We start from the raw sequence: 26,681 nt of genomic DNA, 5'->3' as shown, positions 1-26,681 counted from the left end.
AATGCTATGTGTTGCTAGGTGGTGTGGGGTCTGTGATGTTAAAAAGTGCATGATCTTCTGCTCGCCAGCCGCGGCGGCGCGCGGGCCGCCATGGCGCCCGACCAGCAGGCGCCATGTTTCCTGAAAACGTCGGCTGCGCTCGCTCCACATACGGTCGCCAAGCCGCGCCGTGTCGTAGATCCGGGTGACCAGCAGTGCAGCCAGCACGCGCTCGGCCTCGGCAACGGCGCGCGCTCCGGTCAGGAATTCCTCGATCAGATCGGCCACCCGGTCGACATCGCCGGTCCAGATCGGGTGGTCGCGCCCGGCCACCTCGACCAGCCGCGCATTCGGGATCTTCCTTGCCAGGAAGCGGCTGGCCTCCGGGTCGACGCGCGCATCGTTGCGGCGATGGATGAGCAGCGTCGGTGCGCTGATCGCCGCCAGCACGCCGCGCACGTCGATAGCCGCATTCATGCGGGCCAGGGCGATTGCCGCGGTCGGGCTCGCCGACAGCCGCTCGAAGCGCGCCCACCATGTGGCGAAACGCGGATCGTCGACGCGGCCGGGCGCGAAATGCGGCAGGGTGGCGCCGGTGCCCCATGCGGTCTCCGCCGTCGCGATGAACGCCTCAAGGCGTTCCGGCGGCATCACCCATTTGTGGAAATGCGCATAGCCGCCATAAAGCGCCAGCGCCCGCGTCCGCTCCGGGTAGGTGGCGGCGAACAGCATTGCCATCGGCGCGCCTTCCGAAGCGCCGAGCAAGGCGGCGCGGCCGCTGCCGGTCGCATCCATCACCGCGCGTACATCGTCCATGCGGGTTTCGAGGCTGGGCAGGTGGTGGACATCGACGCGGTCGGACAGACCGGTGCCGCGCTTGTCGAACAGGATCAGCCGTGAGAACGCGGAAAGCCGCTTCAACAGCCGGGTGTAGCCCTCGTCTTCCCAGTGCAGGTCGAGATTGGAAATGAAACCCGGCACGAAGACGAGATCGAGCGATCCCTGGCCGACCACCTGATAGGCGATCCGCACGTCGCCACTGAGCGCGTATCGAGTTTCGATCGGCCTCACGAGTTGTCCGCCCGACCCGACGATTTCTTATCGCCGGATCATAGCAGAGGCGCGCGGCCTGCGGCAGATGAAACTTCAGAGAGTGTGAATGTGGGCCAGCGGCGCCTACTTCTGTGACGCGGCGGCAGTCTCGGTGTTCGCTCCGCCGACGCTAAAACCTGCGCCCTCCGGCGCGCCCGGCCGCTTGATGTGTGGCGCGGCCGCGACGACAAGCTCGTTGAACCCCTCGCCACCGCTGTCCAGCATCTCGAACAATTGCCGGCGCATCCTCGGCTCCCAGAATTTGTTGATGTGCTCGGCGACGCCGGCAATGCCTTGCTCGCGCGGCTTTGAGTGGAAAAAGGCGGCAATCTGGTTGGCCATGCGAACCAGCTTTTCGCTGGTGCTCATGAGGTGGCCCTCGTCATGCGACATGCTTGGCAACTCCGGAAACCACGCGGTCAGGATGGGTGAAAATATCGAAATCGTCGCCGCGCACCAGCGCCACCAGCGTCATGCCGGAATCGTTCGCGGTGCGGATGGCAAGTGCCGTCGGCGCCGAGACGGCAATGATGACGGCCGAGCCGATCGCCGCGGTCTTCTGCACCATCTCGACCGAAACGCGCGACGTGACGACGACGGCCCCCGACCTGCCGTCGATACCGGCTTTGGCCAGCGCGCCAGCCAGCTTGTCCAGTGCGTTATGGCGGCCGACATCCTCGCGCGCCATGACGATGCCCTTGCCGGGAAGGTAAAAACCGGCGGCGTGGACGGCACCGGTCTCGGCGTGCAGCGGCTGCAGCTTCGACAAAAGCTTGACCGAGCGGACGATGTCATTGGCCTGAAGTGTAAGTTGCGACGCACCGACCGGGTTTACCGAGCGCATCGCCTCCTCGATCGATTCGATGCCGCACAACCCGCAGCCGACCGGGCCGGCCAGGCGTCTGCGACGCGCTTCGAAGCGGGTGTTGGCCTGGTCCTTCAGCCGGATCTGGATATCGATGCCGGCGCCGTGATCCTCGACCTCGATCGCTTCGATTTCGTCCGGCGAGGCAATGATGCCTTCGGTCAGCGAGAAGCCGAGCGCGAAATCCTCGAAATCAGCCGGGCTTGCCATCATCACCGCATGCGTGGTGCCGGCAAAGGAGAACGCCACCGGCGTCTCTTCCGGCACCATGCGGTTGGCGGCCGCAGTGCCGCCGGCGCGGCGCGCGAGGCGCGAGATCTGCGCAATGGCTTTGCGGCGCGCGGTCAAGGACTACTCCGCCGCTTCCAACTTCGCGATGCGGCGGCTTTGCTTTGCCTGCTCGTCATAGTCGCGCTGCCATTCCGACGGGCCGTTGGATGCACCCACCTGCACCGCGGTCACCTTGTATTCCGGGCAGTTGGTCGCCCAGTCGGAGAAGTCGGTGGTGATGACGTTAGCCTGGGTGTCGGGATGGTGGAAGGTCGTATAGACGACGCCCGGCGACACCCGCTCGGTGATCAGCGCGCGCAGCGTCGTCTCGCCCGAGCGGCTGGTCAGCCGCACCCAGTCGCCATCGCGCAGGCCGCGATTTTCGGCATCGTGCGGATGGATCTCCAGCCGGTCCTCGCTATGCCAGACCACATTGTCGGTGCGCCGGGTCTGCGCGCCGACATTGTATTGCGACAGGATGCGGCCGGTGGTCAGCAGCAGCGGGAAGCGCGGTCCGGTCCTTTCGTCGGTCGCGACATATTCGGTGCGGATGAACTTGCCCTTGCCGCGCACGAAGCCGCCGATATGCATGATCGGCGTGCCTTCCGGCGACTTCTCGTTGCAGGGCCACTGCACCGAGCCCACCCGGTCGAGAAGGTCGAAGGAAACGCCGGCGAAACTTGGGGTTGTCTTGGCGATCTCGTCCATGATCTGGGACGGATGCGTGTAGTTCCAGCCGAGGCCGAGCGCCTTGGCGAGCTCCTGCGTCGCTTCCCAGTCGGCATAGCCGCATTTCGGCTCCATTACCTTGCGCACCATGTTGATGCGGCGCTCGGCGTTGGTGAAGGTGCCGTCCTTCTCGAGGAACGTCGAGCCGGGCAGGAACACATGCGCGTAGTTGGCCGTCTCGTTGAGGAAGAGGTCGTGCACGACGACGCATTCCATCGCGGCGAGACCGGCGGCGACATGCTTGGTGTCGGGGTCCGACTGCAGGATGTCCTCGCCCTGCACATAGAGTCCCTTGAACGAGCCGTCGACAGCCGCATCCAGCATATTGGGGATGCGCAGGCCGGGCTCGTCGTCGAGCTTGACGCCCCACAGGCTCTCATAGATGGCGCGCACCGCGTCGCCTGAAATGTGGCGATAGCCGGGAAGCTCGTGCGGGAACGAGCCCATGTCGCAAGAGCCCTGCACATTGTTCTGGCCGCGCAGCGGGTTCACGCCGACGCCCGGCCGGCCGATATTGCCGGTCGCCATGGCGAGGTTGGCAATGGCGATGACGGTGGTCGAGCCCTGGCTGTGCTCGGTCACGCCGAGGCCGTAATAGATCGCGCCGTTACCGCCGCGGGCGTAGAGCCGCGCCGCGCCGCGTATGTCGTCGGGATCGACATTTGCAAGCTGGCCGATCACTTCCGGGCTATTTTCCGGCAGCGCCACGAACGATGCCCAGTCCTGGAACTCGTCCCAGTCGCAGCGCTCGCGGATGAAGGCCTCGTCGAACAGGCCCTCGGTGACGATGACATGGGCAAGTGCGGTCAGCATGGCGACGTTGGTGCCCGGCTTCAGCGGCAGATGGAACTGCGCCTCGACGTGGGCCGAGCGCACGATGTCGGTGCGGCGCGGATCGAGCACGATCAGCTTGGCGCCCTCGCGCATGCGCTTCTTCATGCGCGAGGCGAACACCGGATGCGCGTCGGTCGGATTGGCGCCGATCAGCAGGATCACGTCGGTCTGCTCGATCGAATCGAAATCCTGCGTACCGGCGGAGGTGCCGAAGGTCTGGCCGAGGCCATAGCCGGTCGGCGAATGGCAGACACGGGCGCAGGTATCGACATTGTTGTTGCGGAAGCCCTGCCGGACCAGCTTCTGGACGAGGTAGGTCTCCTCGTTGGTGCAGCGCGACGAGGTGATGCCGCCGATCGAGGTGCGGCCGTACTGGTACTGGATGCGGCGGAACTCATTCGCCGTATGGGTGAGCGCCTCTTCCCACGACACTTCGCGCCACGGATCGCTGACCTTTTCGCGGATCATCGGTTTCAGGATCCGGTCCTTGTGCGTCGCATAGCCATAGGCGAAGCGGCCCTTGACGCAGGAGTGGCCGTGGTTGGCCTTGCCTGCCTTGTAGGGCATCATACGAATGACCTCGTCGCCCTTGACCTCGGCCTTGAACGAGCAGCCGACGCCGCAATAGGCGCAGGTGGTGACGGTCGAGCGCTCGGGCAGGCCTTTCGCCAGCACGGTCTTCTCCCTCAGCGCATCGGTCGGGCAGGCCTGCACACAGGCCCCGCAAGAGACGCACTCGGAATCGACAAACGCCTCGTGCATGCCGGCCGAGACCCTGGATTCGAAGCCGCGGCCCTCGATGGTCAGCGCGAACGTGCCCTGCACCTCCTCGCAGGCGCGCACGCAGCGCGAGCAGACGATGCACTGCGCCGGATCGTAGGTGAAATACGGGTTCGATTCATCGCGGGCGATGTAATCGATGATCAGCGAGCCATGGCCGGGCGCCACGCCGTTTTCCTGCTTGACGTGGTTGCGGCCGTCCACGCCATAGCGGTTCTCGGTCAGGCCGACCGTCGTGACGACCTTATCGAACTCGCTGGCGCCGGTGCCGGCCTTCTCGCCCCACGCCGCCGGGTGGTCGGAGACGTAGAGTTCCATCACGCCGCGGCGAATGGCGTTCAGCCGATCGGTCTGCGTATGCACGACCATGCCTTCGCCGACCGGCGTAGTGCATGAAGCCGGCGTGCCGCCGCGCCCGTCGATCTCGACGAGGCAGACCCGGCAGGAGCCGAACGAGTCCAGCATGTCGGTGGCGCAGAGTTTCGGGATTTCGACGCCGGCTTCCATCGATGCGCGCATGATCGAGGTCCCCGCCGGCACTGTTATCGACTTGCCGTCGACCGTCAGCGTCACTTGCTGCTCGGCTTCAGAGGCAGGTGTGCCGTAGTCGATTTCCTGGACCAGCGATTTGATGTCGAATGCCGCGTTCATGGCTGTCCGCTCCTATTCCGCTGCTTCGGCGACCGGCGTCGGCCGAAAGTCGTCCGGGAAATGGTTGAGTGCACTCATCACTGGATATGGGGTGAAGCCGCCGAGAGCGCAAAGCGAGCCGAACTTCATTGTGTTGCAAAGGTCGGTGACCAGCGCGATCTGCTTTTCCGGTTCGACGTTCTGGGCGAGCCTGTCCAGCACCTCGACACCGCGAGTCGAGCCGATGCGGCACGGCGTGCACTTGCCGCAGCTCTCGATGGCGCAGAATTCCATGGCAAAGCGTGCCTGCTTCAGCATGTCGGCGCTGTCGTCGAAAACGACGATGCCGGCATGGCCGATCAGCCCGTCCTTGGCGGCAAACGCTTCGTAGTCGAACGGCGTGTCGAACAGCGCGCGCGGGAAGTAGGCGCCGAGCGGGCCACCCACCTGCACCGCTTTGACCGGGCGTCCCGTCGCCGTGCCGCCGCCGATATCGTCGACGATCTCGCCCAGCGTCATGCCGAACGCCGCCTCGTAGAGACCGGGATACTTGACGTTGCCGGCAATCTGGATCGGGATGGTGCCGCGTGAACGGCCCATGCCGAAATCCTTGTAGAAGGCAGCGCCCTTATCCATGATCACCGGCACCGAGGCCAGCGAGATGACGTTGTTGATCACCGTCGGCTTGCCGAACAGGCCCTTGTGCGCCGGCAGCGGCGGCTTGGCCCGCACCTGCCCGCGCTTGCCTTCGAGGCTGTCGAGCAGCGCGGTCTCCTCGCCGCAGACATAGGCGCCGGCGCCGACCCGCACTTCCATGTCGAATGAATTGGCCGAGCCGAGCACATTGACGCCGAGCACGCCGGCCTTGCGGGCGATCTCGACGGCCTTCTGCATCACCGCCACCGCATGCGGATATTCCGAGCGGATATAGATGAAGCCCTTGGTCGCGCCGGTGGCGATGCCGGCGATCGCCATGCCTTCGATCAGCACGAAGGGGTCGCCTTCCATGATCATGCGGTCGGCGAACGTGCCGGAATCGCCTTCATCGGCATTGCAGACGATGTATTTGCGGTCGGCCGACGTATCGAGCACAGTTTTCCATTTGATGCCGGTCGGGAAGCCGGCGCCGCCACGACCACGCAGCCCGGACTCGGTCACCTGCTTGACGACCTCGGCCGGCGTCATCGCCACTGCATTCTGCAGGCCCTTCAGCCCGCCATGCGCCTTGTAGTGATCGAGCGACAGCGGATCGGTGACGCCGCAGCGCGCAAAGGTCAGCCGCGTCTGTCTGGCCAAGAACGGGATTTTGTCCGGTGCGCCCAGCCAGCGCTTGTGGTGGCCGCCGGTGAGAAAGCCGCAGTCGAACAGGCTTTTGACGTCGGAGGGCTTCACCGGCCCATAGGCGACGCGGCCACTAGCTGTTGCCACTTCGACCATCGGCTCGAGGAAATAGGCGCCGCGCGAGCCGTTGCGCACGATCTTGGCATCGATGCCACGCTCGGCCAGTTCCGCCCGAATCGCCTTGGCGACCTTTTCCGCGCCGAGCGCCAGCGCGCCGGAATCGCCGGGAATATAGATACGCGGGATCATGAGCGCACCTCGGCAACGATCTCGTTGAGCTTTTCGTCGTCGAGCCGACCGATCACCTCCCCGTCCAGCATCGCCGACGGCGAGCAGGCGCAAAGGCCGAGGCAATAGACCGGCTCCAGCGTCACCGAACCGTCACGGGTTGTCTCGTGGAAGCCTATGCCCAGCAATGATTTGAGCTTGGCGGCGATCTCATCCGAGCCCATCGACTGGCAGGCTTCCGCCTGGCAGAGCTTCAGCACATGCCGGCCGGCGGGCTGGCTGCGGTAATCGTGATAGAAGGTGACGACGCCATGAACCTCGGCCCTGGAGATGTTCAGCGCCTCGGCGATGATCGGCAGTGCGTCCTGCGGCACATAACCGAACTCTTCCTGTATGCCGTGCAGGATCGGCAACAGCGGGCCTTCGAGGCCTTTCAGCTCGTGGATGATCGCCGCCGTGCGCGATGCGATCTCGGTACTTGCTAGCTGCATCGTCATGCAGCGCCCTCCCTGGTCGTGGCGGTCTTCCGCTAAGTGGTTAGGAAATCAGAGGAAACCCGCCAAATCAATAAAGCCGATCCGTTGCTCGATAGAAATTTTCTATCGTTCGCGTTCACCAGCATTGTCTAGACTAGCGGCGGCCGCGGAAATCGTCCGCCAGCGCCATTGCCTCGTCCAACAGCGCCGAGACCAGCGGCGTGTGCGGTTCGCGCCGCGCCGCCACCAGCCCGACCGTGTGGCTGGCATCCGGCTCGACGATCGGGATCGCCCGGATCGGCTCGGAAAAACCGAAGGTTTCCGCAAGGTTAAGCGGCATGATCGACGACCATTTGCCGGTGCGGATATGCGAAAACAGCACGATCATCGAGTTGGATTCCAATGTCGGCCGCACCTGCACGCCGGCTTCGGCCAGATGCTGGTCGATGATGCGGCGGTTCTGCATGTCCGGCGTCAGCAGGCAGAGCGGCAGCTGGCTGAGTTCCGCCCATGTCACTTTGTCGCGGTCGAAATAGGGGTTCCCGACCGCGGTGATCAGCTGATAGCGCTCGTCATAGAGCGGCACGCTGGTGACGCGTCCGAGCGGCTCGTTGTCGAGATAGGTGATGCCGGCGTCGATGTCGAAATTGCCGAGCAGCGATAGCACCTCGATCGAGGTGCGCGACAGCACCGAGAAGGTGACGCCGGGGTGCTTTGCCCGAAACGGCGTCGTCAGTCGCGCCACCATGGCCAGCGCCGTCGGGATCGCGGCGATGCGGATGCGCCCCGACAGGCCGTGGCGCGCCGCCCGCATCTCCTCGCGCATGGTCCTGCTATCGCCGACGATGCGGCGCGCCCACACCAACACCTGCTTGCCTTCCGGCGTCAGCCCCTGGAAGCGCGAGCCGCGCAGCACCAGCATCACGCCGAGCTGACCCTCCAGCTGCTTGATGCCGGCCGAAAGCGTCGGTTGGGTGACGCCGCACACCTCCGCCGCCCGGCCGAAATGTTCTTCCCTGGCAAGTGCTATGAAGAATTCCAGCTTGTCGATCATGCCGTCGGAGCCTGTCATGGACGCTGTGTCCGATCTTAGCGCGCAAGGTCGGGGAAATCGCCTTCGGCCGCAAGCCGCCTGTGTAAATCGTCCGCATCCACATCTTTCAGCCGGCTTACTGTTTCCCGCGATGGAATGCGGCGCTATGTGGATGAGACGGGGTCGTGGACTGGACACGACGGGAGTACCGAACATGCTGGGCTGGTTCCGCAAGCTGCTGCCGCGCGAAGATCGCTTCTTCGACCTGTTCGAGCGGCATTCCCGCACCGTGGTCGGTGGCGCCGAGGCACTGCAGCAGCTTTTGCAGGGCAACGACATCGAGCGCTGGTGCCAGACGATCATCGATCTCGAGAACGAAGCCGATCAGATCACCGCGGAAGTGCTGCTGGCCGTGCGCCGCTCCTTCATCACGCCCTTCGACCGCGGCGACATCAAGGACCTGATCCAGTCGATGGATGATGCCATCGATATGATGCACAAAACCGTCAAGACGGTAAGGCTGTTCGAGAAGAAGGAATTCGACCCGCTGATGCAGGAAATGGGAGGTGTCATCGTCGAGGCCGCCAAGTTGGTGGCCGAGGCGATCCCGCTGCTCGGCAAGGTCGGGGCGCATACGGTGCGCCTCAACGCCATCGCCGAGGAGGTCATGCGCGCCGAAGGCCGGGCCGACGACCTGCACGAGCAGGGCCTGAAGGACCTGTTCAAGCGGCACGGCCGCAGCGATCCGATGGCCTATCTGATCGGCAGCGAGATTTACGGCCAGCTGGAAAAGGTGGTCGATCGCTTCGAGGACGTCGCCAACGAAATCAGCGGCATCGTCATCGAGAACGTATAGTGTCAGAAGCCGCAATAGCCTTTCCCGTGCTGGTCGGCCTTGTCGTCGTCGCGCTGTTCTTCGATTTCCTCAACGGCCTGCACGATGCCGCCAACTCCATCGCCACCATCGTCTCCACCCGGGTGCTGCGGCCGCACTATGCGGTGTTCTGGGCGGCCTTCTTCAATTTCATCGCCTTCATGTTCTTCGGTCTCCACGTAGCGGAGACGCTCGGAACCGGCATCATCGACGCCAGCATCGTCACGCCGGCAGTGATCTTCGCAGCACTTGTCGGCGCCATCGTCTGGAATGTCGTCACCTGGCTCGTCGGAATCCCGTCCAGCAGCTCGCACGCTCTGATCGGCGGTTTGGTCGGCGCCGGGGTTGCCAAGGCAGGCACCGGTGCCATCGTCTGGGCCGGGTTGGGCAAGACGACGGCGGCCATCGTGCTATCGCCGGCGGCAGGCTTTCTGCTGGCGCTTGTCTTGATCCTCGCGGTCTCCTGGCTGTTCGTGCGGCAGACGCCGTTCGCCGTCGACAGCACCTTCCGCGTCATGCAGTTCTTTTCCGCCTCGCTCTATTCGCTCGGCCATGGCGGCAACGACGCGCAGAAGACTATGGGCATCATCGCCGTGCTGCTCTATTCGCAAGGCATGCTCGGCGCGAATTTTTACGTGCCGCTGTGGGTCGTCATCACCTGTCAGTCGGCGCTGGCGCTGGGCACGTTGCTCGGCGGCTGGCGCATCGTCCACACCATGGGCTCGAAGATCACCCGGCTGAACCCGATGCAGGGTTTCTGCGCCGAGACCGGCGGAGCGATCACCCTGTTCGCCGCCACCTGGCTCGGTATTCCTGTATCGACCACGCACACGATCACCGGCGCCATCATCGGCGTCGGCGCCGCCCGCCGCGTCTCCGCCGTTCGCTGGGGCATTGCCGGTAACATCGTGGTGGCATGGATCGTCACCCTGCCGGCAACCGCGGCGATCGCGGCTCTCACCTACTTCGCGGTCGGTCTGGCAAGGTGATGTGAGCATCATGGCGCCTGGAGCCGCCTCTGGCGCGGCGACTACCGGTCCACAAGATTCAGGATGTTGCCGTCCGGATCCCTGAACCATGCGACCTTCATGCCGTGACCGACATGGATGTCACCCTCAAGCGTCAGCCCGGGCATGTCGTAATGCTCGAAGGTCACGCCCTTCGATTTCAATGCCTCAACGATCTTGCCGAGTTCGTCGCCGACCGTCCATGTCACAGCCGTCGCCTTGTTGGTCCCAGCGAAGTTCGAACGGTAGACGTTGATGCTGGTGTCGCCGCTTTTATAGACGATCAGTTCGCCACCTTCATTGTGCACCTCTTTCAGGCCAAGGACCCCTTCGTAGAATGCCCTGGCCTTGGCCAGGTCCTTCACGGCGAGATTGGCCGTCGCGTTGCTGTTTGCGAGCATGATTCGTCTCCTTCCCTGGCTGTCATTCCATGCTCATGAAATAGGCTGCGCTGACGATTTGGCGACGGCTGCTCCCACTGGAAATGCCGTCATATGCTCGCTGCCTCCCCGATACGCCGCTGCAATTGGTGGTCCATCGCTTGGTTCTGTTCCGGAACTGCATTATCTGGAGCGGAAAAGTAGAGGAAAAACTCATGCCCGCCGCCAATGAAAACGTGACCAAGGAAATCGTTATCGAGCGCCTGAAGACGGTCAATGGGCCGGATTTCACCGGCAATATCGTCGACCTCGGCCTGGTTTCCGAGATTTTCATTGCCGATGCCAAGGTGTTCTTTTCGATAACCGTTCCCGCTGCCCGTGCCCAGGAGATGGAACCGCTGCGTGCGGCGGCCGAACGTGTCGTCAAGGCGATCCCCGGTGTTGCCGGCGCCGTGGTCGCGCTGACGGCGGAAAAGAAGGGCGGCGGCATGGAGGCGCCGGTTCCGCAAAGACCGGCTCAGAGGCCCGCTCCGCCGGCCGCACCTGCGCGTCCCACGCCGCAGGCGCCCGCCTCGCACAGCCAGGGCAAGCGCGGCGTACCCGGCATCGAAGCGATCATCGCCGTCGCTTCCGGCAAGGGCGGCGTCGGCAAGTCGACCACCGCCGTCAATATCGCCCTTGGGCTTGCCGCCAACGGGCTGCGGGTCGGGGTGCTCGATGCCGACATTTATGGCCCTTCCATGCCGCGTCTGCTCAACATTCGTGGCAGGCCGCAGACCGTCGACGGCAAGATCCTGAAGCCGATGCAGAATTATGGCCTCAAGGTCATGTCGATGGGCTTCCTCGTCGATGAGGAGACGCCGATGATCTGGCGCGGGCCGATGGTGATGTCGGCATTGACGCAGATGCTGCGCGAGGTCGAATGGGGACCGCTTGATGTGCTCGTCGTCGACATGCCGCCCGGCACCGGTGACGCCCAGCTGACCATGGCCCAACAGGTGCCGCTGGCCGGCGCCGTCATCGTCTCGACGCCACAGGACCTGGCCCTGATCGATGCGCGCAAAGGCCTCAACATGTTCAGAAAGGTCGACGTGCCGCTATTGGGTATCGTCGAAAACATGAGCTATTTTCTCGCCCCCGATACGGGAAAACGCTACGACATCTTCGGCCATGGCGGCGCCCGCCGCGAGGCCGAGCGTCTCGGCGTCACCTTCCTTGGCGAAGTGCCGCTCGAGATGGGCATCCGCGAAAGCTCCGATGCCGGCACGCCGGTGGTGGTCTCCAAGCCGGATGGCGCTGAGGCGAAAATCTATCGCGACATCGCCGCCAAGGTCTGGGACCGCGTCAATGAAGAGCGCGGCGCGGCCGAGGCTGCAGTGCCGAGCATCGTGTTCGAGTGATGCGGATGTCCCTCCCCAAGTGGGCCGCTTGAGGGGGAGGGTGGCCGGAAGGGTCAGGTAGGGTCCGCGGCGACGCGCTCCAACTCTCCGGGATAGCGGGCTGACAAACCACGATCCCGTCTGGCGCGGAGGCAGATGTATGTCTTTCGTACCAAAGAGCGGATTCGGATGGCGCGTGCCCCTTGCCTGCTCCCGCGCGTTGTCATATCGATTTGTCATACAAATACGGAGACCACGATGGCAGGCGCCCCCACCCACAAGAAGAAATTTCGCTCGCAGGAGTGGTTCGACAACCCCGACAATCCGGGCATGACGGCACTCTATCTGGAGCGCTACCTGAATTACGGGCTGACGCGGGCCGAACTGATGTCCGGCAAGCCGCTGATCGGCATCGCCCAGACCGGCTCGGACCTGTCGCCCTGCAACCGCCATCACATCGAACTGGCCAAGCGCGTGCGCGAAGGCATCGTCTCGATGGGTGGCATCCCTTTCGAGTTCCCTTGCCACCCGATCCAGGAGACCGGCAAGCGGCCGACTGCTGCACTTGACCGCAACCTTGCCTATCTCAGCCTGGTAGAGGTGCTCTACGGCTATCCGCTCGACGGCGTAGTGCTCACCATCGGCTGCGACAAGACGACGCCAGCCATGCTGATGGCCGCGGCCACCGTCAACATTCCGGCTATCGCGCTTTCGGTCGGCCCGATGCTCAACGGCTGGCACAAGGGCAAGCGCACCGGCTCCGGCACCATCGTCTGGGAATCGCGCCAGCGCCTGTCGGCCGGCGAGATTGGCTATGACGAGTTCATGGATATCGTTGCCTCCTCGGCGCCGTCGACCGGCTATTGCAACACGATGGGTACCGCCACCACGATGAATTCGCTGGCCGAGGCGCTCGGCATGCAATTGCCGGGCTCGGCCGCTATCCCCGCCCCCTATCGCGAGCGCGGCCAGATCGCCTACGAGACCGGAAAGCGCATCGTCGACATGGTGCATGAGGATCTGAAGCCGTCCGACATTATGACCCGTAAGGCCTTCGAGAACGCCATCGTCGTCAACTCGGCGATCGGCGGCTCGACCAACGCGCCGATCCACCTCAACGCCATCGCCCGCCATCTCGGCGTGCCGCTCGACAATGACGATTGGCAGAAGGTCGGCCTCAACATACCGCTCATCGTCAATCTGCAGCCGACGGGCGAATATCTCGGCGAGGACTATCACCATGCCGGCGGCGTGCCGGCCGTGGTCGCCGAACTGATGAAGGGCGGCCTGCTGCCCTATCCGGAAGCCATGACAGCTAATGGCAAGACCATCGGTGACAATTGCAGGGGCGCCGTCAACGAGAACCTCGACGTCATCCGCACGGTTGCCGAGCCGCTGAAAGCCAATGCCGGCTTCATCAATCTCAAGGGCAATCTGTTCGATTCGGCGATCATGAAGACCAGCGGCATCTCGCCCGAGTTCCGCGAGCGCTATCTGTCGAACCCGAAGGACCCCGAAGCCTTCGAGGGCAACGCCATGGTGTTCGACGGGCCCGAGGATTACCACGCCCGCATCGACGATCCGGCACAAGGCATCGACGAGCACACCATCCTGTTCATGCGCGGCGCCGGCCCGATCGGCTATCCGGGCGGCGCCGAAGTCGTCAACATGCAGCCGCCGGCCTATCTGATCAAAAAGGGCATCCACGCGCTGGCCTGTATCGGCGACGGCCGCCAGTCGGGCACGTCGGGTTCGCCCTCGATCCTCAACGCCTCGCCGGAAGCCGCCATCGGCGGCGGGCTGGCGCTGCTGAAGACCGGTGACCGCGTCCGCGTCGATCTGCGCAAGGGCACCGCCGATATCCTCGTCAGCGACGACGAGATCACGCGGCGGCGCACCGAACTGCAGAACAATGGCGGCTATCACTATCCCAAGCACCAGACGCCGTGGCAGGAGATCCAGCGCGGCATGGTCGACCAGTTTTCCGAAGGCATGGTGCTGAAGCCGGCGGTGAAATACCAGGATGTGGCTCATACAAGCGGGGTGCCGAGGGACAATCACTGACCAGGGTCCGTCGCATGAGCCAGCCGCCGGTGCAGGCAATTTGCCGAGGTCAGCGCCAGGAGGGGTAGGGGTGGGGTCACATCGCAGAGCGAAAGCCTCGGCTTTCCACCTGCGATAGCCTGCCGATAATGGGCAGAAATGCCCGGCACAGGGTTGGACGCGGTCATTTGTCAACAGCGATTGCTCCCGCGAGAACGGCAATGCTTGACAAGCGAGCGCGACAAATCCACGATCATCGCAAGGGGTTAATCGCGACGACCCCGTGAGGCGTCAGCCCAATGTTCGCGTCCAAGCTTCTCTTTCCAGGAGGTGGACGCCATGCCGTCGACAACAACCATCACCGTACCGCAACTATCCCGTCTGATTGGTCTGCCGGGTGCACCCGCGATCATCGATGTCCGCATCGACGATGACTACAACGCCGACCCGCGACTGCTGCCGGCGTCGGATCGGCGTGATTTCAGGACTGTCTCGAACTGGGCTGCCGACTTCGCCGGCTGGCAAGTGACAGTCGTCTGCCAACAGGGAAAAAAGCTCTCGCAAGGCGTGGCCGCATGGCTGCGCCACGAGGGCATTGCCGCCGAATCGCTCGACGGCGGGTTTGAAGACTGGCGCGATGCCAAGGGGCTTCTCGTTGACGCCCGCAAGATACCGCCCCGCGATGCCAAGGGCCGCACCGTTTGGGTGACGCGTACGCGCCCGAAGGTCGACCGCATCGCCTGCCCCTGGCTGATTCGGCGCTTCATCGATCCTCACGCGGTCTTTCTCTTCGTCGAGCCGGCCGAAGTGTCGGCCGTCGCCGATCGCTTTCAGGCCGTGCCTTTCGACATTGAGAACGTGTTCTGGAGCCATCGCGGCGAACGCTGCACCTTCGACACCATGATCGAGGAGTTCGGGCTTAAATCCGAAGCACTCGATCGCTTGGCCACGATCATACGCGCCGCCGATACTGCGAGCCTCGATCTTGTTCCACAGGCGGCCGGGTTCCTGGCCGCCTCGCTTGGCCTGTCACGGATGTTTCGCAACGATCTGGAGCAGCTCGAGGCCGGCATGCTGCTCTATGATATGTTCTTCCGCTGGTGCCGCGATGCCACCGAGGAGACGCATAACTGGCCGGCCGCCGGCGCAGTCAGCGCGGGCAAACCATCGTGAGCGCCGTCCTATCAAAAAAGCCGGCGGAGATTCAGGAGCCCGCTGTGCCGAGCTTCCGGCAGGCCGTGAAGGTCTGGGCGAAAATCGGCGTGCTCAGCTTTGGCGGCCCGGCCGGGCAGATCGCGCTCATGCACAAGGAACTGGTCGAGGAACGGCGCTGGATCGGCGAACAGCGCTTCCTGCATGCGTTGAACTACTGCATGTTGCTGCCTGGCCCCGAGGCCCAGCAGCTCGCCATCTATATCGGCTGGTTGCTGCACAAAACGGCCGGCGGCCTTGTTGCCGGCATTCTCTTCGTCGTGCCGGGCGCGCTTGTCATGCTCGTCCTGAGCAGCCTCTATGCGCTCTATGGCGATGTACCACTCGTCGCGGCGCTGTTTTTCGGGGTCAAGGCGACCGTGCTCGCCATTGTCATCGAGGCGGTGATCCGGATCGGCAGACGCGCGCTGAAAAACCCGATCATGGTGTCGATCGCACTCGCTGCCTTCATCGCCATCTACGCGTTGAACGTGCCGTTTCCGCTGATCGTGCTGCTTGCCGGGCTGGCAGGCTGGATCGGCAACCGTAGTGCGCCGGCATTTTTTTCCGGCGCCTCGCATGGCAAGGGCGATGTTCCCGACATAAAGGGCGTGGTCGATCTGATGTTCGAGCGCGGCGAACTGACCCACATCAGGCCGACACGATGGCACGCGCCGCGCACTTTGGCGATCTGGCTGCCGATCTGGCTGGGGCCTGTTCTGCTGGTCTGGGCTTTCACTGGCCCTGCCAGCGTTTGGACGCAAATCGGTGGCTTCTTCAGTGTCATGGCGGTCGTCACCTTCGGCGGCGCCTACGCAGCCCTTGCCTATGTCGCGCAGGCAGCGGTCGAGTACTTCGGCTGGCTGGCACCCGGTGAAATGGTCGACGGCCTTGGACTTGCCGAAACCACGCCGGGTCCGCTCATCCTGGTCTTGCAGTTCGTCGGCTTCGTTGCCGCGTTCCGCCAGCCGGGCTTGCTGGCGCCGCTGCTTGCCGGACTGTTTGGCGGGCTGTTCACGCTGTGGGCGACGTTTACCCCATGTTTCCTATGGATATTCCTTGGCGCGCCTTACATCGAAGCGCTGCGCGGCAACAAGGCGCTGTCGGCGGCGCTCGGTGCGATCACCGCCGCCGTCGTCGGCGTCATCATGAATCTCGCTCTATGGTTCGGCTTGCACGTCATCTTCGGCGAAGTGCGCAATGTCGGGCTTGGAATGGACGTGCCGGTGCTTTCATCGATAGACTGGCGCGCGGCGCTGCTTTCCTGTGCCTCGATGATCGCCATTCTGAAGCTGAAGATCGGTATGCTGCCGACGCTTGCCGGATCGGCGCTGGCCGGTGTCTTGTTGCTGGCGGTAAGTAGCTGATGCCTGCAAGGACTTGAAGCGCATCGCCTGAATCTACTTAAACGCGACGCTTTGAATGCCGCTGCGTTTGTATTCCGCTTGTGAACCACCTAACTGGTTGGGAACGGTTGGACCATTATGGCGCAACGGCGTTCTTCCCTCGGCTTCCTTGGAATGTTCGGTCGCTCGGGCGACTTGAGGCAGCTCGACGATGCATTGCGCGGCGCCGATCTGCATCCCGCCCTTGTGCCGGAGGGGGTAAAACTCACGATCGTCAATCTGATGAAGGATCACTGGCCCGACGAGCCGCCGCCGGGCATCTATGCGTCGGTGGCACAATTGTGCAGCTATTGCATCGCGGGTCCCGAAACCTTCGAGCAAGCCAATGGCCATCAACGGACGCTGGAAGCCGAGCGCCGCATCGAGGCGGCACTTGAGGCCGGCGACAGCTTCGACGCACAGATCGTGCTGATGACGCTGCATGCCAAGCTGATCAACGCCGAAGTCGTCGACCGATACGGGCTCAGCGCGGAATGACGCGATAGGCAAGATCTGCCGGATCCCCCCGCGGCAGCCGAGTCGATCAAGCCCGGCTGATCTCCTCAAGATACCAGCCGATGTAGCGCAGTTCGTTGTATTCCATCGGCGCGATCGGCCCCGGCACGAAATAGTGCGAGCGCACGCCACGCGCTGTGTGCTCGATGATCTTCTTGTCCTCTTGGGTGGTGACCTTCCACAGCCAGGTCAGCTTCTCCAGATCGTAGTCCTGGCCCTCGACCGCGTCGCCGCGCACCAGCCAGATCAGCTCCATCTCGCAGGTGCCCGCCGTTTTCGGGATGAAGCGGTAGATCATGCCGTGATCGGGATAGCAGACGAGGAAGGTCGTGCCGCCGAGATGGATGGAGGTGACGCCACCGTCATAGTCGGTGAATCGGCCCATCAGCGGGGCCACCGGCGAGCCATCCTGGCTGCCGCTCGAAACGCCATCATAGAGTGCATAGCGGAAGGTATGGATTGCTTCCTGACCGGCCGCCGAGTTCTGCCAGCGGTTGGCGCTGCCGATCTCGATGCCGAGCGCGCAGGTGCGCTGCTCCATCGCCGCGTTGAGCTGCTCGATCATCTCGGCCGGCTTTTCCAGCGCATGCGTCTGCGAATATTCCGGATGCGCCGGCCCGCAATGGTAGCATTCGACATAGTTCTCGACGGCGAGCTTCCAGTTGGCGTCGAGCGGATAGGACTGGCGATACGCCACCTTGGCGTCGCCCCAGCCATACTGGCCGCAGCTTGTGCGCAGAGACTGTTCGATTGGATCGAAATCGAGCGGCGTCTCCGCGAAGGAAATGAAAACCAGCCCGGAGGCAACGCGGACATGAAGCTTCTTCAGCCCGTGCGCCGTGCGGTCGAAATCCTTCGGCATCAGGCGGGCAGCGCGCAACGACCCGTCATTGGAATAGGTCCAGGCGTGGTAGGGACACACGAACATCTTCGCGTTGCCCTTCTCCTTGGTGCAGACCTCGGCGCCGCGGTGGCGGCAGACATTGAGCATGGCATGCACGGTGCCATCCATGCCGCGCGTCAGGATGACCGCCTCGTCGCCCAATTTGAACAGCTCGAAATCGCCGGGGTTCGGGATAACGCTGGCATGGGCCAGGCAATGCCAGTGGCGGCGAAAGACACGTTCCATGTCACGCTCGAAGATCGCCGGGTCATGATAGAAGGCACGCACCAGGCCGTGGCCGGGCCGGTGAGACGCCACCAGCCGATCGATCGCGTCGCCGTCGGTGTGGGCTTGCAGGATAGGATGCGCACTCATTTGTCGTTCTGCCCGATGGTTGGTCCTGGGGCAATTCCAGGAAAACTGTGAAGCGGTTTTCCGTCCGGAATTGGCTCTGGGTGGTGGCTGTATGGCTGCACGAACTCGTCTCCGGTCAGCCGCCCATATGCGTACGCGGCAGGTGGATCAGGCTGCCGAAGCGGGCACGCAATCTGTCGTCGACCTGTTTTGGCACGTGGCGCGGAAATCGTTCGGCAAGAATGCGTTTCTTCTCGGTGATCGCACGCAGCAATATATCAGGTCGGCCTTTTTCGTTCCATTCCTTCGGTGAGGAACGATCGGCGAAGGCGGGATAGAAATGCTCGGTCTGCATCAGCTTGAGCGTTTGTTCGTTGTCGAGATAGTGGCCTGGGCCTTTGAGGCAGACCTCGGCGATGTTGTCGATCGACAAGGCCTCGTCAGTCACGTCGATGCCACGTGCGCAGCCCAGGCAATGACCGAGCATGTCGTTGTCGATGACCAGGCTCTCCAGGCAGAAGCCGAGCAGCGAGGCATGCATGCCGGCCGCCTCGTAGACGAGGTTGAGGCCGGAGAGGCCGGCCATCACATTGGTGATGCCCTTTTCGTAGCCGGATTGAATGTCGGGCAGTTTCGAATCCGTCATGCCAGCGGCCGAGCCGCCGGGCAGATCGTAGAATTGCGCCATCTGGGCGCAGGCCGCGGTTGCCACCGACTGCTCGGCCGACCCGCCGGCCATGGCGCCGGTACGCAGGTCCGACATGAACGGCCAGGCGCCGAAGATCGCCGGATGGCCCGGCTTGAGCGCATTGACATAGACCAGGCCGGCCAATACTTCGGCCACCGCTTGCACGACGGCGCCGGCCATCGCCGCGGGTGCTGTGGTGCCGGACTGGCCAGTCGAGAGCAGCAGGATCGGGATGCCGCCTTCAACGCAAGCCTCGAGCACGCCGCAGGCATCCTCCGCGAACTTCATCGGCGGCACGACGAATGAGTTAGAGTTAGAAACGAATGGCCGGGCGCGGAAATTCTCCTCGCCGCCGGCGATGGCGTACAGCATTTCAAGCGCCGGCTTCACGTTCTCACGCACGGTGAAGGATGTTCCGACGTGCTTCGATGTCCCCATCACACAGGCATAGAGCGTGTTGAAATCCATCTCGAGCGGATCGGCGATGTCGCGCGCCACCATCGGCCGCTGGAAGAAATGGATGTTGTCCAGCCCATCGACGATGCGGGCAGCATCATAAATGTCCTGCAGCTTGGATTCGCGGTACTCGCGCTTCTCCAGATCCACCAGGTGCACGGCGATACCTGCCGTGCCGTAGTGCACGCGCTTGCCCTGGACCACCATGTCGTGCCTGGCGTCCTGGCCATGAAGTGTGAAATGTCGTGCCGCCCGCTTGATGGTGTCGAGCACTAGCGCGCGCGGAAAGCGCACACGGTCGTCGTCGCCATGGACCGCCCCCGCCTTGGTCAGCACCTTTATGCAGGAAGGGATGGCATTGGCGAAACCCACCGTCTCCAGGAGCGTCAGCACGCCCTCGTGGATGCGCTCGCAGTCATCCCCGCGCAGCGGCCCGTAGCTGCCGCCCTCGATGGCCTGGTGTCGTGGTCCGGTGTCCTCCATCAGAGGAGCTGATCGCATGGCATGTCCTGTTTCGCGAAGACCGGAGCGCTGTGGACGACGGTTCGCCGGCGTGTCCTGCTGTTCGACAGCCACTGGCATGGAAGCACTCCACCTTCATCGGCAGGAACTCGCGGCGGTTGGTCCACCATCGGCCTGCTTCGTCCCTCTACACAGCGACTATGCCGCCGGCATTGGCACAGCCTATGTGCCAGCCGGTCCCGTCGAATATGCCAAGGAGCTAAAGAACCGGAGCCGCACCACATGCGCCAGGCTCCGGTCGGGGAAGGGAGATCAGGCCGCTGCCGGCCTGCGTCCAGCTGCCGTCGCCAGTTCGCGGATGCCGGGTTCGATGTGCTGCAACGCGATCGAGGAAATGCCCAAGCGCATGAAACGCGATGGCTTTTCGGTGCGGTCGAAGAAGCGGTCGCCAGGCTCGATGATGACGCTGCGCGAGGCCGCGGCCTCCGCCAGCCCGCGCGAATCGGTGCCGCGCGGCCCCTCGAGCCAGAGCGACGTGCCGCCGGCCGAATCGGTCGAGCGCCACTCCGGCAGGAAGGCGGAAATCGCATGGACCAGACGCTTGCGCCTCTCGTCGAAGGCGCTCGACAGCCGCCGCACCAGCGCCTCGTGATGGCCGAGCGACAGGAAGAGCGCCACGGCGCGCTGGTTGTTCGCCGGCGGATGGCGCAGCATGAAGCGGCGTAGCGCCCGAAGCTCGGAGATCAGCCCGGCCGAGGCGACGATGTAGCCGAGCCTGAGGCCGGGAGCCAGAGTCTTCGACATCGAGCCGACATAGACGACGCGGCCGGAGCGATCGAGGCTCTTCAGCGCCTGCTGCGGCGCCTCGTCCAGGAGCTGGCTGTCATATCCGTCCTCGATGATGATCTGGTTGTGCCGGTTGGCGCGCGCCAAAAGCTCCTGCCGCCGCTCCGCCGACAGCGGCACCATGGTCGGGCAATGGTGGCTGGGCGTGACGAAGACGAAGCCGGAATCATTGGGAATGGCCGAGGTTACGATGCCGGAGTGGTCGACCGGAACCGGCTGGATCTCGGCGCCGGCCAGCCGGAAGATCGAACGTGCATCGGGATAGCCCGGGTCCTCCATCGCCACCTTGGAGCCCTTGGTCATCAACAGCGTCGCCAGCATATAAAGCGCGTTCTGCGCGCCCAACGTCACGATGATCTCGTCCGGATTGGCGAAGATGCCGCGTCGCGGCAGCAGCCGTGCCTGGATCTGCTCGATCAGGAGCGGATCGTCGCGGTCGACCATGTCGGATGCCCAGTTGCGGATTTCGAGCACCGCCAACGCCATGCGGTTGCACTCGCGCCATTCGGCGGTCGGGAACAGCGCCGGGTCGAATTGGCCATAGACGAAGGGGTATGACGACTTGATCCAGTTGTCGTGCTTGGCCGGCGGCGGCATGTCGCTCGCCGCGATCTGCCGACGCGCCTTCCAGTCGATCTCGTTGGCCTGGTCGGGCGCCTTCTGATGCGGCTTGGCCGGCGTCGCCAGCACTTCGGGATTGACGAAATGGCCGCGGCGCTCGCGCGCCACCAGGAAGCCCTGGTCGACCAGCTGCTGGAAGGCCAGCACCACGGTGCCGCGCGCCACGCCGAGTTTTTCGGCAAGAATCCGGCAGGACGGAAGCGGCATGGAAGCCGCGATCTGCCGGTCGAGGATGGCGGCGACGATCGCCTGGCGGATCTGCGCCTGCAGGGTCTGACCGGATTCCGCCGAAATCCGGAACAGGCCGGACCATATGGCCGTGTCGTTTCGTTGTGGCATGGGAGATGTTCCTCGATGGCCAGCTTTTTTCACATGGCTGGACCAGTCGAATGTACCGGTGGCACAAGGTGTTGCGCCAATCAATTTTTCTGATCGCTGGGATTTATGCCAGTGATCCTTTGAGCCGGCCACGCTGCGCTGCGGCATCGCTGCGCATTGAAACAGATGGAATTCGACCCGATAGTTTGCCGCGACGACACGCGCCGGAAACATCCGGCCTGATAAGATGCATCTCAAGAGACCGGAGCGAAGCAGTGGATCAATCGTCCTTTCAAAAGCAGCTCGACGCATTGCGCGATCACCGTGCGGCCAAATCGGGCTCGATGCGCGAGGCTTTCGCTGCCGATCCGCAGCGCTTCGAGAAATTCTCCGCCAGTGACGGCGACCTGCTGCTCGACTGGTCGAAATGCGCGGTCGATGCGCGGACTATGGAGTTGCTGGAGAAACTGGCTGAGGCCGCTGACCTCGAAGGCCGGCGCGACGCGATGTTTGCCGGCAAGAAGATCAACGTCACTGAAGGCCGCGCCGTGCTGCACACGGCGCTGCGCAACCTGACCGGCAAGGGCATCGTGCTCGACGGCCAGGACGTGAAGGCGGAAGTCCTTGCCGTACTCGACGCGATGGGTGCCTTCGCCGACGCGGTGCGTTCCGGCAAGGCGGCCGGCGCGACCGGCAAGAAGATCACCGACATCGTCAACATCGGCATCGGCGGCTCCGATCTCGGCCCGGCCATGGCGACGCTGGCGCTGGCGCCCTATCATGACGGGCCGCGCGCGCATTACGTATCCAATATCGACGGTGCCCATATCCACGACACGCTGAAGGGTCTTTCCGCCGAAACCACCCTGTTCATCATCGCCTCCAAGACCTTCACCACGGTCGAGACGATGACCAATGCCGAAACCGCGCGCAGATGGGTCGAGAAGGCGCTCGGCAAGGAAGCGGTCGGCAAGCATTTCGCCGCCGTCTCGACGGCGCTCGACCTGGTCGCCAAATTCGGCATCGCGCCCGATCGCGTCTTCGGCTTCTGGGACTGGGTCGGCGGGCGCTATTCCGTCTGGGGTGCGATCGGTCTGCCGGTGATGATCGCCATCGGCCCGAAGGATTTTCGCGCCTTTCTCGACGGCGCCCATGAGATGGACGAGCATTTCCGCACCGCCCCGCTGGCGAAGAACCTGCCGGCGCTGATGGGGCTGATTGGCTGGTGGCACCGCGTGATCTGCAAATACCCCGCTCGCGCCGTCATCCCCTACGATCAGCGTCTGTCCAGGCTGCCGGCCTATCTGCAGCAGCTCGACATGGAATCGAACGGCAAGAGCGTCACCCTGGACGGCGGCGCTGTAACGACGCCGACCGGCCCGCTGGTCTGGGGCGAGCCCGGCACCAATGGCCAGCATGCCTTCTTCCAACTTCTGCATCAGGGCACCGATTTCATTCCGGTCGAATTCCTCGCCGCTGCCGTCGGCCACGAGCCGGAACTGAAGCATCACCACGACCTTCTGCTTGCCAATTGCCTGGCGCAGTCGGAAGCCTTCATGAAGGGCCGCACGCTTGAGGAAGCCCGAGCGCAGATGCTGGCGAAAGGCATGAAGCCGGCCGATGTCGACAGGATTGCTCCGCACCGCGTCTTCTCCGGCGACCGCCCCTCAGTGACGATCCTCTACAGGAAACTCGACCCCCACACGTTCGGACGGCTGATTGCGCTTTACGAACACCGCGTCTTCGTCGAAGGCACGCTGTTCAACATCAACTCCTTCGACCAGTGGGGCGTCGAGCTCGGCAAGGAACTGGCGACCGGGCTGCTGCCCGTCGTTGAAGGCAAGGAGAACGCCGCAAAGCGGGATGCCTCGACTGCTGGACTGGTGGAATACATCCACCGCTTGCGCGGCCCGGAGTGAAAAGCTTGGCGGACATCAAGGGAATATTGTTCGACAAGGACGGCACGCTCGTAGATTTCAACGCGACATGGCTGGGCATCGCCGACTTCATGGCGATGGATGCGGCCGAAGGCGATCGCTGGAAAGCAGACAGGCTGCTTGCGGCGGCGGGCTTCGACTTCGCCACCAAGCGCTTCAAGCCGGATTCGATTTTTGCCTCCGGCACCAACATGGACGTCGTCGAGCTGTGGTTTCCACGGCTGTCCGACGAGGACCAGATGCTTGCCGTCGCCCGCTTCAACGCCATCACCTCGGCGCAAGGATCGGCAATGGCGGTGGCGCTGCCGGGCGTGGTCGAGACGCTTGGCCTGCTTCACAGAAAATCCTACCGGCTTGGTGTCGCCACCAACGACTCGACCAGCGGCGCGGAAAAGACCCTGGTCACGCTGGGCGTCGCGCAGCTTTTCGACGCCGCCTATGGTTACGACGCGGTGGCCAATCCAAAACCGGCGCCGGATACGATCCTTGCCTTCTCTGATCTGACGGGGCTCAGGCCCTCGGCAATCGCCATGGTCGGCGACAACCGTCACGATCTTGAAATGGCGCGGGCGGGCGGCTGCGGTCTGGCGGTCGGCGTGCTGTCCGGCACCGGCACACGTGAATCGCTGTCCCAGATAGCCGACGTCATTCTGGATTCGGTGGCCGACCTGCCTGATTTTCTTTCGGCGCGGGTCAGCGAGACAGTCTAGACTCGCAGCTAGCTGGTCCGAACGAGAACACGCCGCTCGGTTTCATCGCCGCATTCCTGCCTTCGCCGACATCCGGCACCTCGTATTCGGCCAGCAGGCGAAGCCGCGAGCGGGGCAGATAGGCGCGGCCCGGATCGCCGATCAGCACGGCGATGCCGGCTGCAAGGCAGCGGTCGAGGAAGGGGACGACCCGGCCGGCGAGATCATGGGCGTAGAACAGGTCGCCGACCACCACGACATCCACCGGTGGCGGCGGACCGCTGGTGATGTCTTCGCCAATGATCATGATAGCGACGCCGTTCGCAGTCGCGTTGAGGCCGAGCGCAACCACACCGTTGCGATCGATCTCGGCCGCGACGACCGCGCTTGCCCCGGCTTTTGCCGCTGCAATGCCGACGAGACCCGAACCGGCGCCGAGGTCGAGCACGCGACGGCCGGCCACGGTCTCCGGCCGGTCGAATATGTAGCGGGCGAGCACCGCGCCGCCGGCCCAGACATAGGCCCAGTACGGTGGCTCCGGTTCAGGTCCGTCTTCTTCGGTCGCATGTTGGTTCCATTCGAGAAGCCGCCTGAGCCCGCTTCCCGGATGGGCGGTGTAAAGCCGAATTTCGGGAAGCGTGGGCACGGGGGCGATCCGCATGTTCGCCCGGATGAACTGTGCCGGGTCCGGGCGCGAACCTATGCTCACGGCGTTGGCGCCGGCGATGCAATCGCTCAAGCTGCGCCTAGCCCCGCAACGCCCGGCGCAGGATCTTGCCGACCGGTGTCTTCGGCAGCTCGGTGCGGAACTCAATATACCTGGGACGCTTGTAGCCGGTCAGGTTCTCACGGCAATAAGCCGTCAGCATGTCGGCGGTCAGTGCCGGGTCCTTCTTGACGACGAACAGCTTCGGCACTTCACCCGAATGCTCGTCCGGCACGCCGATCGCGGCAACTTCGAGTACGCCTGGATGCTGCGCCACCACTTCCTCGAGTTCGTTCGGATAGACGTTGAAGCCGGAAACCAGGATCATGTCCTTCTTGCGGTCGACGATCTTGGTGTAGCCAAGCTCGTCCATGAAGCCCATGTCGCCCGATTTGAAGAAGCCGTCCTCGGTCATCACCTTGGCGGTCTCGTCCGGCCGGTTCCAGTAGCCGGCCATCACCTGCGGTCCGCGGATGCAGATTTCGCCGACTTCGCCGAGCGGCAAATTGTTGCCGTCGTCGTCGCGGATCGCGATCTCGGTCGAGGGCAGCGGCAGGCCGATCGTGCCGGTGTAAACGCCGTCGCTGAATTTGTTGATCGTTGCTCCCGGCGAGGTCTCGGTGAGCCCGTAGGCCTCGCTGATCGGGCAGCCGGTCAGCACCTTCCAGCGTTCGGCGATGGCCCTCTGCACCGGCATGCCGCCACCCAGCGTCAGGATCAGCGGCTTGAAATCGAGCTTGCGAAAATCCTCATTATTGAGCAGCGCATTGAACAGCGTGTTGAGGCCCGGAAAGATGTGGATCGGGTATTTCTGCAGCTCCTTGACGAAGCCGGGAATGTCGCGCGGATTGGGGATGAGGACATTCTGCGCGCCTTGCTGCATGCCTACCAGCACGTTCGCCGTCAGCGCAAAAATGTGATAGAGCGGCAGCGCGCAGAGGAAGTTCAGATGCGCCGGCTTCGGCTTGACGGTAAAAGCGTCTTCGGCCCACAGCGCGTTCTGCGCGACGTTCGCCAAAATGTTGCTGTGCAAAAGCATCGCGCCCTTGGAGATGCCGGTCGTGCCGCCCGTGTATTGCAGGAAGGCGATGTCGTCGGCCGCGACCTTTGCGGGCCTGAAGGCCATGCCGGTGCCGGCCTTCAGCGCGGCGTTGAACTTGACATGGCCGGGCAGCGACCATGCCGGCACCATCTTCTTGACGCGGCGTACAACGAAGTTGACGATCGTTCCCTTGAGCCCGCCGAGCATGTCGCCCATCGAGGCGACCACGACATGCTTGACCGCGGTCCTGGCGATCACCGCCTGCAGGGTGCAGGCAAAATTTTCGAGGATGACAATGGCTTGAGCGCCGGAATCCTTGAGCTGGTGCTCCAGCTCGCGCGGCGTGTAGAGCGGATTGATGTTGACCACGACATAGCCGGCGCGAAGCACTGCCATCATCGCCACCGGATATTGCAGCACATTCGGCATCATCAGGGCGACGCGCGCGCCCTTCTGCAGCCCCGTTGATTGCAGATAGGCGCCGAAGGCGGCCGACTGTCGCTCGAGGTCGGCATAGGTGATCGATTTGCCCATGCAGACGAAGGCCGGCCGATTCGCAAACTGCTTGCACACGGCAACGAGAAAGTCGCCGATCGAGCTGGAGGGCAGGTCGCCAATCTCGGCCGGCACGATTTTTGGGTAACTCT

22 protein-coding genes are annotated in these 26,681 nt (G+C 63.7%); 9 read left to right on the top strand and 13 right to left on the bottom strand.

Annotation, left to right across the window (positions count from 1 at the left end; translation table 11 throughout):
• The 7 genes from NKH33_RS24720 to NKH33_RS24690 all read right to left on the bottom strand — a co-directional run.
• A partial coding sequence (locus tag NKH33_RS24720) for an alpha/beta fold hydrolase (protein ID WP_352921900.1) occupies window positions 1-1,050 on the bottom strand: 1,050 nt, incomplete at its 3' end.
• Window positions 1,051-1,155: 105 nt separating this feature from the next.
• The gene (locus tag NKH33_RS24715; protein ID WP_352469984.1) at window positions 1,156-1,464 is read right to left on the bottom strand and encodes a formate dehydrogenase subunit delta; all 309 of its coding nucleotides are present in this window, start codon (window positions 1,462-1,464) and stop codon (window positions 1,156-1,158) included.
• Window positions 1,454-2,284: a formate dehydrogenase accessory sulfurtransferase FdhD gene (gene fdhD, locus NKH33_RS24710; RefSeq protein WP_352702418.1), complete on the bottom strand. Its 831-nt coding sequence runs from the start codon at window positions 2,282-2,284 to the stop codon at window positions 1,454-1,456. Before fdhD ends, NKH33_RS24715 begins: the two co-directional genes overlap by 11 nt.
• 3 nt (window positions 2,285-2,287) lie before the next feature.
• Window positions 2,288-5,200 carry a formate dehydrogenase subunit alpha gene (fdhF, locus tag NKH33_RS24705; protein WP_352921898.1) on the bottom strand — a complete coding sequence of 971 codons (2,913 nt, stop codon included), beginning with the start codon at window positions 5,198-5,200 and terminating at the stop codon, window positions 2,288-2,290.
• Window positions 5,201-5,212: 12 nt separating this feature from the next.
• Window positions 5,213-6,769: a formate dehydrogenase beta subunit gene (locus NKH33_RS24700; protein ID WP_352921896.1), complete on the bottom strand. Its 1,557-nt coding sequence runs from the start codon at window positions 6,767-6,769 to the stop codon at window positions 5,213-5,215.
• A complete protein-coding gene (locus NKH33_RS24695; RefSeq protein ID WP_352921894.1) occupies window positions 6,766-7,245 on the bottom strand; it encodes a formate dehydrogenase subunit gamma in 480 nt (159 codons plus the stop codon). The genes NKH33_RS24700 and NKH33_RS24695 overlap by 4 nt, the downstream gene beginning before the upstream one ends.
• Window positions 7,246-7,378: 133 nt before the next feature.
• Window positions 7,379-8,278, bottom strand: a complete 900-nt coding sequence (locus tag NKH33_RS24690; RefSeq protein WP_352921904.1) for a LysR family transcriptional regulator — start codon at window positions 8,276-8,278, stop codon at window positions 7,379-7,381.
• Between the two features lie 193 nt (window positions 8,279-8,471).
• Here NKH33_RS24690 and NKH33_RS24685 point away from each other — a divergent pair, with 193 nt between their 5' ends.
• Both NKH33_RS24685 and NKH33_RS24680 read left to right on the top strand, forming a co-directional pair.
• Entirely contained in the window at window positions 8,472-9,113 is a 642-nt protein-coding gene (locus NKH33_RS24685; protein ID WP_352469989.1) for a DUF47 family protein, read from the top strand.
• The gene (locus NKH33_RS24680) at window positions 9,113-10,120 is read left to right on the top strand and encodes an inorganic phosphate transporter (protein ID WP_352469990.1); all 1,008 of its coding nucleotides are present in this window, start codon (window positions 9,113-9,115) and stop codon (window positions 10,118-10,120) included. The genes NKH33_RS24685 and NKH33_RS24680 overlap by 1 nt, the downstream gene beginning before the upstream one ends.
• Window positions 10,121-10,161: 41 nt before the next feature.
• On the opposite strand, the gene NKH33_RS24675 is transcribed toward NKH33_RS24680, so the two are convergent.
• Window positions 10,162-10,539: a VOC family protein gene (locus NKH33_RS24675; RefSeq protein ID WP_352469991.1), complete on the bottom strand. Its 378-nt coding sequence runs from the start codon at window positions 10,537-10,539 to the stop codon at window positions 10,162-10,164.
• Between the two features lie 194 nt (window positions 10,540-10,733).
• On the opposite strand from NKH33_RS24675, the gene NKH33_RS24670 reads away from it, so the two are divergent.
• From NKH33_RS24670 to NKH33_RS24650, 5 genes are all read left to right on the top strand, one after another.
• The gene (locus NKH33_RS24670) at window positions 10,734-11,918 is read left to right on the top strand and encodes an Mrp/NBP35 family ATP-binding protein (protein ID WP_352469992.1); all 1,185 of its coding nucleotides are present in this window, start codon (window positions 10,734-10,736) and stop codon (window positions 11,916-11,918) included.
• Window positions 11,919-12,155: 237 nt separating this feature from the next.
• Window positions 12,156-13,961, top strand: coding sequence for an IlvD/Edd family dehydratase (locus NKH33_RS24665; RefSeq protein ID WP_352613838.1), 1,806 nt, complete (start codon window positions 12,156-12,158; stop codon window positions 13,959-13,961).
• A 318-nt stretch (window positions 13,962-14,279) separates the two neighbouring features.
• Window positions 14,280-15,113, top strand: coding sequence for a chromate resistance protein ChrB domain-containing protein (locus NKH33_RS24660; RefSeq protein WP_352469994.1), 834 nt, complete (start codon window positions 14,280-14,282; stop codon window positions 15,111-15,113).
• Window positions 15,114-15,157: 44 nt separating this feature from the next.
• Window positions 15,158-16,498, top strand: coding sequence for a chromate efflux transporter (gene chrA / locus NKH33_RS24655; protein WP_502906768.1), 1,341 nt, complete (start codon window positions 15,158-15,160; stop codon window positions 16,496-16,498).
• 117 nt (window positions 16,499-16,615) lie between these two features.
• Complete coding sequence (locus tag NKH33_RS24650; protein ID WP_352469996.1) at window positions 16,616-17,014, top strand: hypothetical protein; 399 nt, start codon at window positions 16,616-16,618, stop codon at window positions 17,012-17,014.
• Window positions 17,015-17,060: 46 nt separating this feature from the next.
• On the opposite strand, the gene NKH33_RS24645 is transcribed toward NKH33_RS24650, so the two are convergent.
• The 3 genes from NKH33_RS24645 to pdxR all read right to left on the bottom strand — a co-directional run bounded on the left by NKH33_RS24645 (window position 17,061) and on the right by pdxR (window position 21,681).
• A complete protein-coding gene (locus NKH33_RS24645) occupies window positions 17,061-18,290 on the bottom strand; it encodes an aromatic ring-hydroxylating oxygenase subunit alpha (RefSeq protein WP_352540459.1) in 1,230 nt (409 codons plus the stop codon).
• A 115-nt stretch (window positions 18,291-18,405) separates the two neighbouring features.
• Window positions 18,406-19,995 carry a trimethylamine methyltransferase family protein gene (locus tag NKH33_RS24640; protein WP_352469998.1) on the bottom strand — a complete coding sequence of 530 codons (1,590 nt, stop codon included), beginning with the start codon at window positions 19,993-19,995 and terminating at the stop codon, window positions 18,406-18,408.
• A gap of 192 nt (window positions 19,996-20,187) precedes the next feature.
• Window positions 20,188-21,681 carry a MocR-like pyridoxine biosynthesis transcription factor PdxR gene (pdxR, locus tag NKH33_RS24635; RefSeq protein WP_023676815.1) on the bottom strand — a complete coding sequence of 498 codons (1,494 nt, stop codon included), beginning with the start codon at window positions 21,679-21,681 and terminating at the stop codon, window positions 20,188-20,190.
• Window positions 21,682-21,935: 254 nt separating this feature from the next.
• On the opposite strand from pdxR, the gene pgi reads away from it, so the two are divergent.
• Together pgi and NKH33_RS24625 are read left to right on the top strand one after the other, a co-directional pair.
• On the top strand, window positions 21,936-23,579 hold the full coding sequence (gene pgi / locus NKH33_RS24630) for a glucose-6-phosphate isomerase (RefSeq protein WP_352591237.1): 1,644 nt from the start codon (window positions 21,936-21,938) through the stop codon (window positions 23,577-23,579).
• Between the two features lie 5 nt (window positions 23,580-23,584).
• The gene (locus NKH33_RS24625) at window positions 23,585-24,307 is read left to right on the top strand and encodes an HAD family hydrolase (RefSeq protein ID WP_352448533.1); all 723 of its coding nucleotides are present in this window, start codon (window positions 23,585-23,587) and stop codon (window positions 24,305-24,307) included.
• Here the strand turns inward: NKH33_RS24625 and NKH33_RS24620 are convergent.
• Window positions 24,291-24,947: a class I SAM-dependent methyltransferase gene (locus NKH33_RS24620; RefSeq protein ID WP_352921902.1), complete on the bottom strand. Its 657-nt coding sequence runs from the start codon at window positions 24,945-24,947 to the stop codon at window positions 24,291-24,293. The genes NKH33_RS24625 and NKH33_RS24620 overlap by 17 nt on opposite strands.
• Before the next feature lie 85 nt (window positions 24,948-25,032).
• Entirely contained in the window at window positions 25,033-26,664 is a 1,632-nt protein-coding gene (locus NKH33_RS24615; RefSeq protein WP_502906767.1) for a long-chain-fatty-acid--CoA ligase, read from the bottom strand.
• Window positions 26,665-26,681 lie beyond the last annotated feature (17 nt).

This window comes from Mesorhizobium sp. M1182 (genome assembly GCF_040318335.1).
Classification (GTDB): Bacteria; Pseudomonadota; Alphaproteobacteria; order Rhizobiales; family Rhizobiaceae; genus Mesorhizobium.
This window is presented reverse-complemented; position numbering and strand designations above follow the sequence as displayed.

Excerpts from the sequence above, each read along its gene's own strand:
- NKH33_RS24715 (WP_352469984.1), bottom strand. The coding sequence starts at position 1,464 with ATGTCGCATGACGAGGGCCACCTCATGAGCACCAGCGAAAAGCTGGTT.
- fdhF (WP_352921898.1), bottom strand. The coding sequence starts at position 5,200 with ATGAACGCGGCATTCGACATCAAATCGCTGGTCCAGGAAATCGACTAC.
- NKH33_RS24700 (WP_352921896.1), bottom strand. The coding sequence starts at position 6,769 with ATGATCCCGCGTATCTATATTCCCGGCGATTCCGGCGCGCTGGCGCTC.
- NKH33_RS24695 (WP_352921894.1), bottom strand. The coding sequence starts at position 7,245 with ATGACGATGCAGCTAGCAAGTACCGAGATCGCATCGCGCACGGCGGCG.
- NKH33_RS24690 (WP_352921904.1), bottom strand. The coding sequence starts at position 8,278 with ATGATCGACAAGCTGGAATTCTTCATAGCACTTGCCAGGGAAGAACAT.
- NKH33_RS24685 (WP_352469989.1), top strand. The coding sequence starts at position 8,472 with ATGCTGGGCTGGTTCCGCAAGCTGCTGCCGCGCGAAGATCGCTTCTTC.
- NKH33_RS24675 (WP_352469991.1), bottom strand. The coding sequence starts at position 10,539 with ATGCTCGCAAACAGCAACGCGACGGCCAATCTCGCCGTGAAGGACCTG.
- NKH33_RS24670 (WP_352469992.1), top strand. The coding sequence starts at position 10,734 with ATGCCCGCCGCCAATGAAAACGTGACCAAGGAAATCGTTATCGAGCGC.
- NKH33_RS24665 (WP_352613838.1), top strand. The coding sequence starts at position 12,156 with ATGGCAGGCGCCCCCACCCACAAGAAGAAATTTCGCTCGCAGGAGTGG.
- NKH33_RS24660 (WP_352469994.1), top strand. The coding sequence starts at position 14,280 with ATGCCGTCGACAACAACCATCACCGTACCGCAACTATCCCGTCTGATT.
- NKH33_RS24650 (WP_352469996.1), top strand. The coding sequence starts at position 16,616 with ATGGCGCAACGGCGTTCTTCCCTCGGCTTCCTTGGAATGTTCGGTCGC.
- NKH33_RS24645 (WP_352540459.1), bottom strand. The coding sequence starts at position 18,290 with ATGAGTGCGCATCCTATCCTGCAAGCCCACACCGACGGCGACGCGATC.
- NKH33_RS24640 (WP_352469998.1), bottom strand. The coding sequence starts at position 19,995 with ATGCCAGTGGCTGTCGAACAGCAGGACACGCCGGCGAACCGTCGTCCA.
- pdxR (WP_023676815.1), bottom strand. The coding sequence starts at position 21,681 with ATGCCACAACGAAACGACACGGCCATATGGTCCGGCCTGTTCCGGATT.
- NKH33_RS24620 (WP_352921902.1), bottom strand. The coding sequence starts at position 24,947 with ATGCGGATCGCCCCCGTGCCCACGCTTCCCGAAATTCGGCTTTACACC.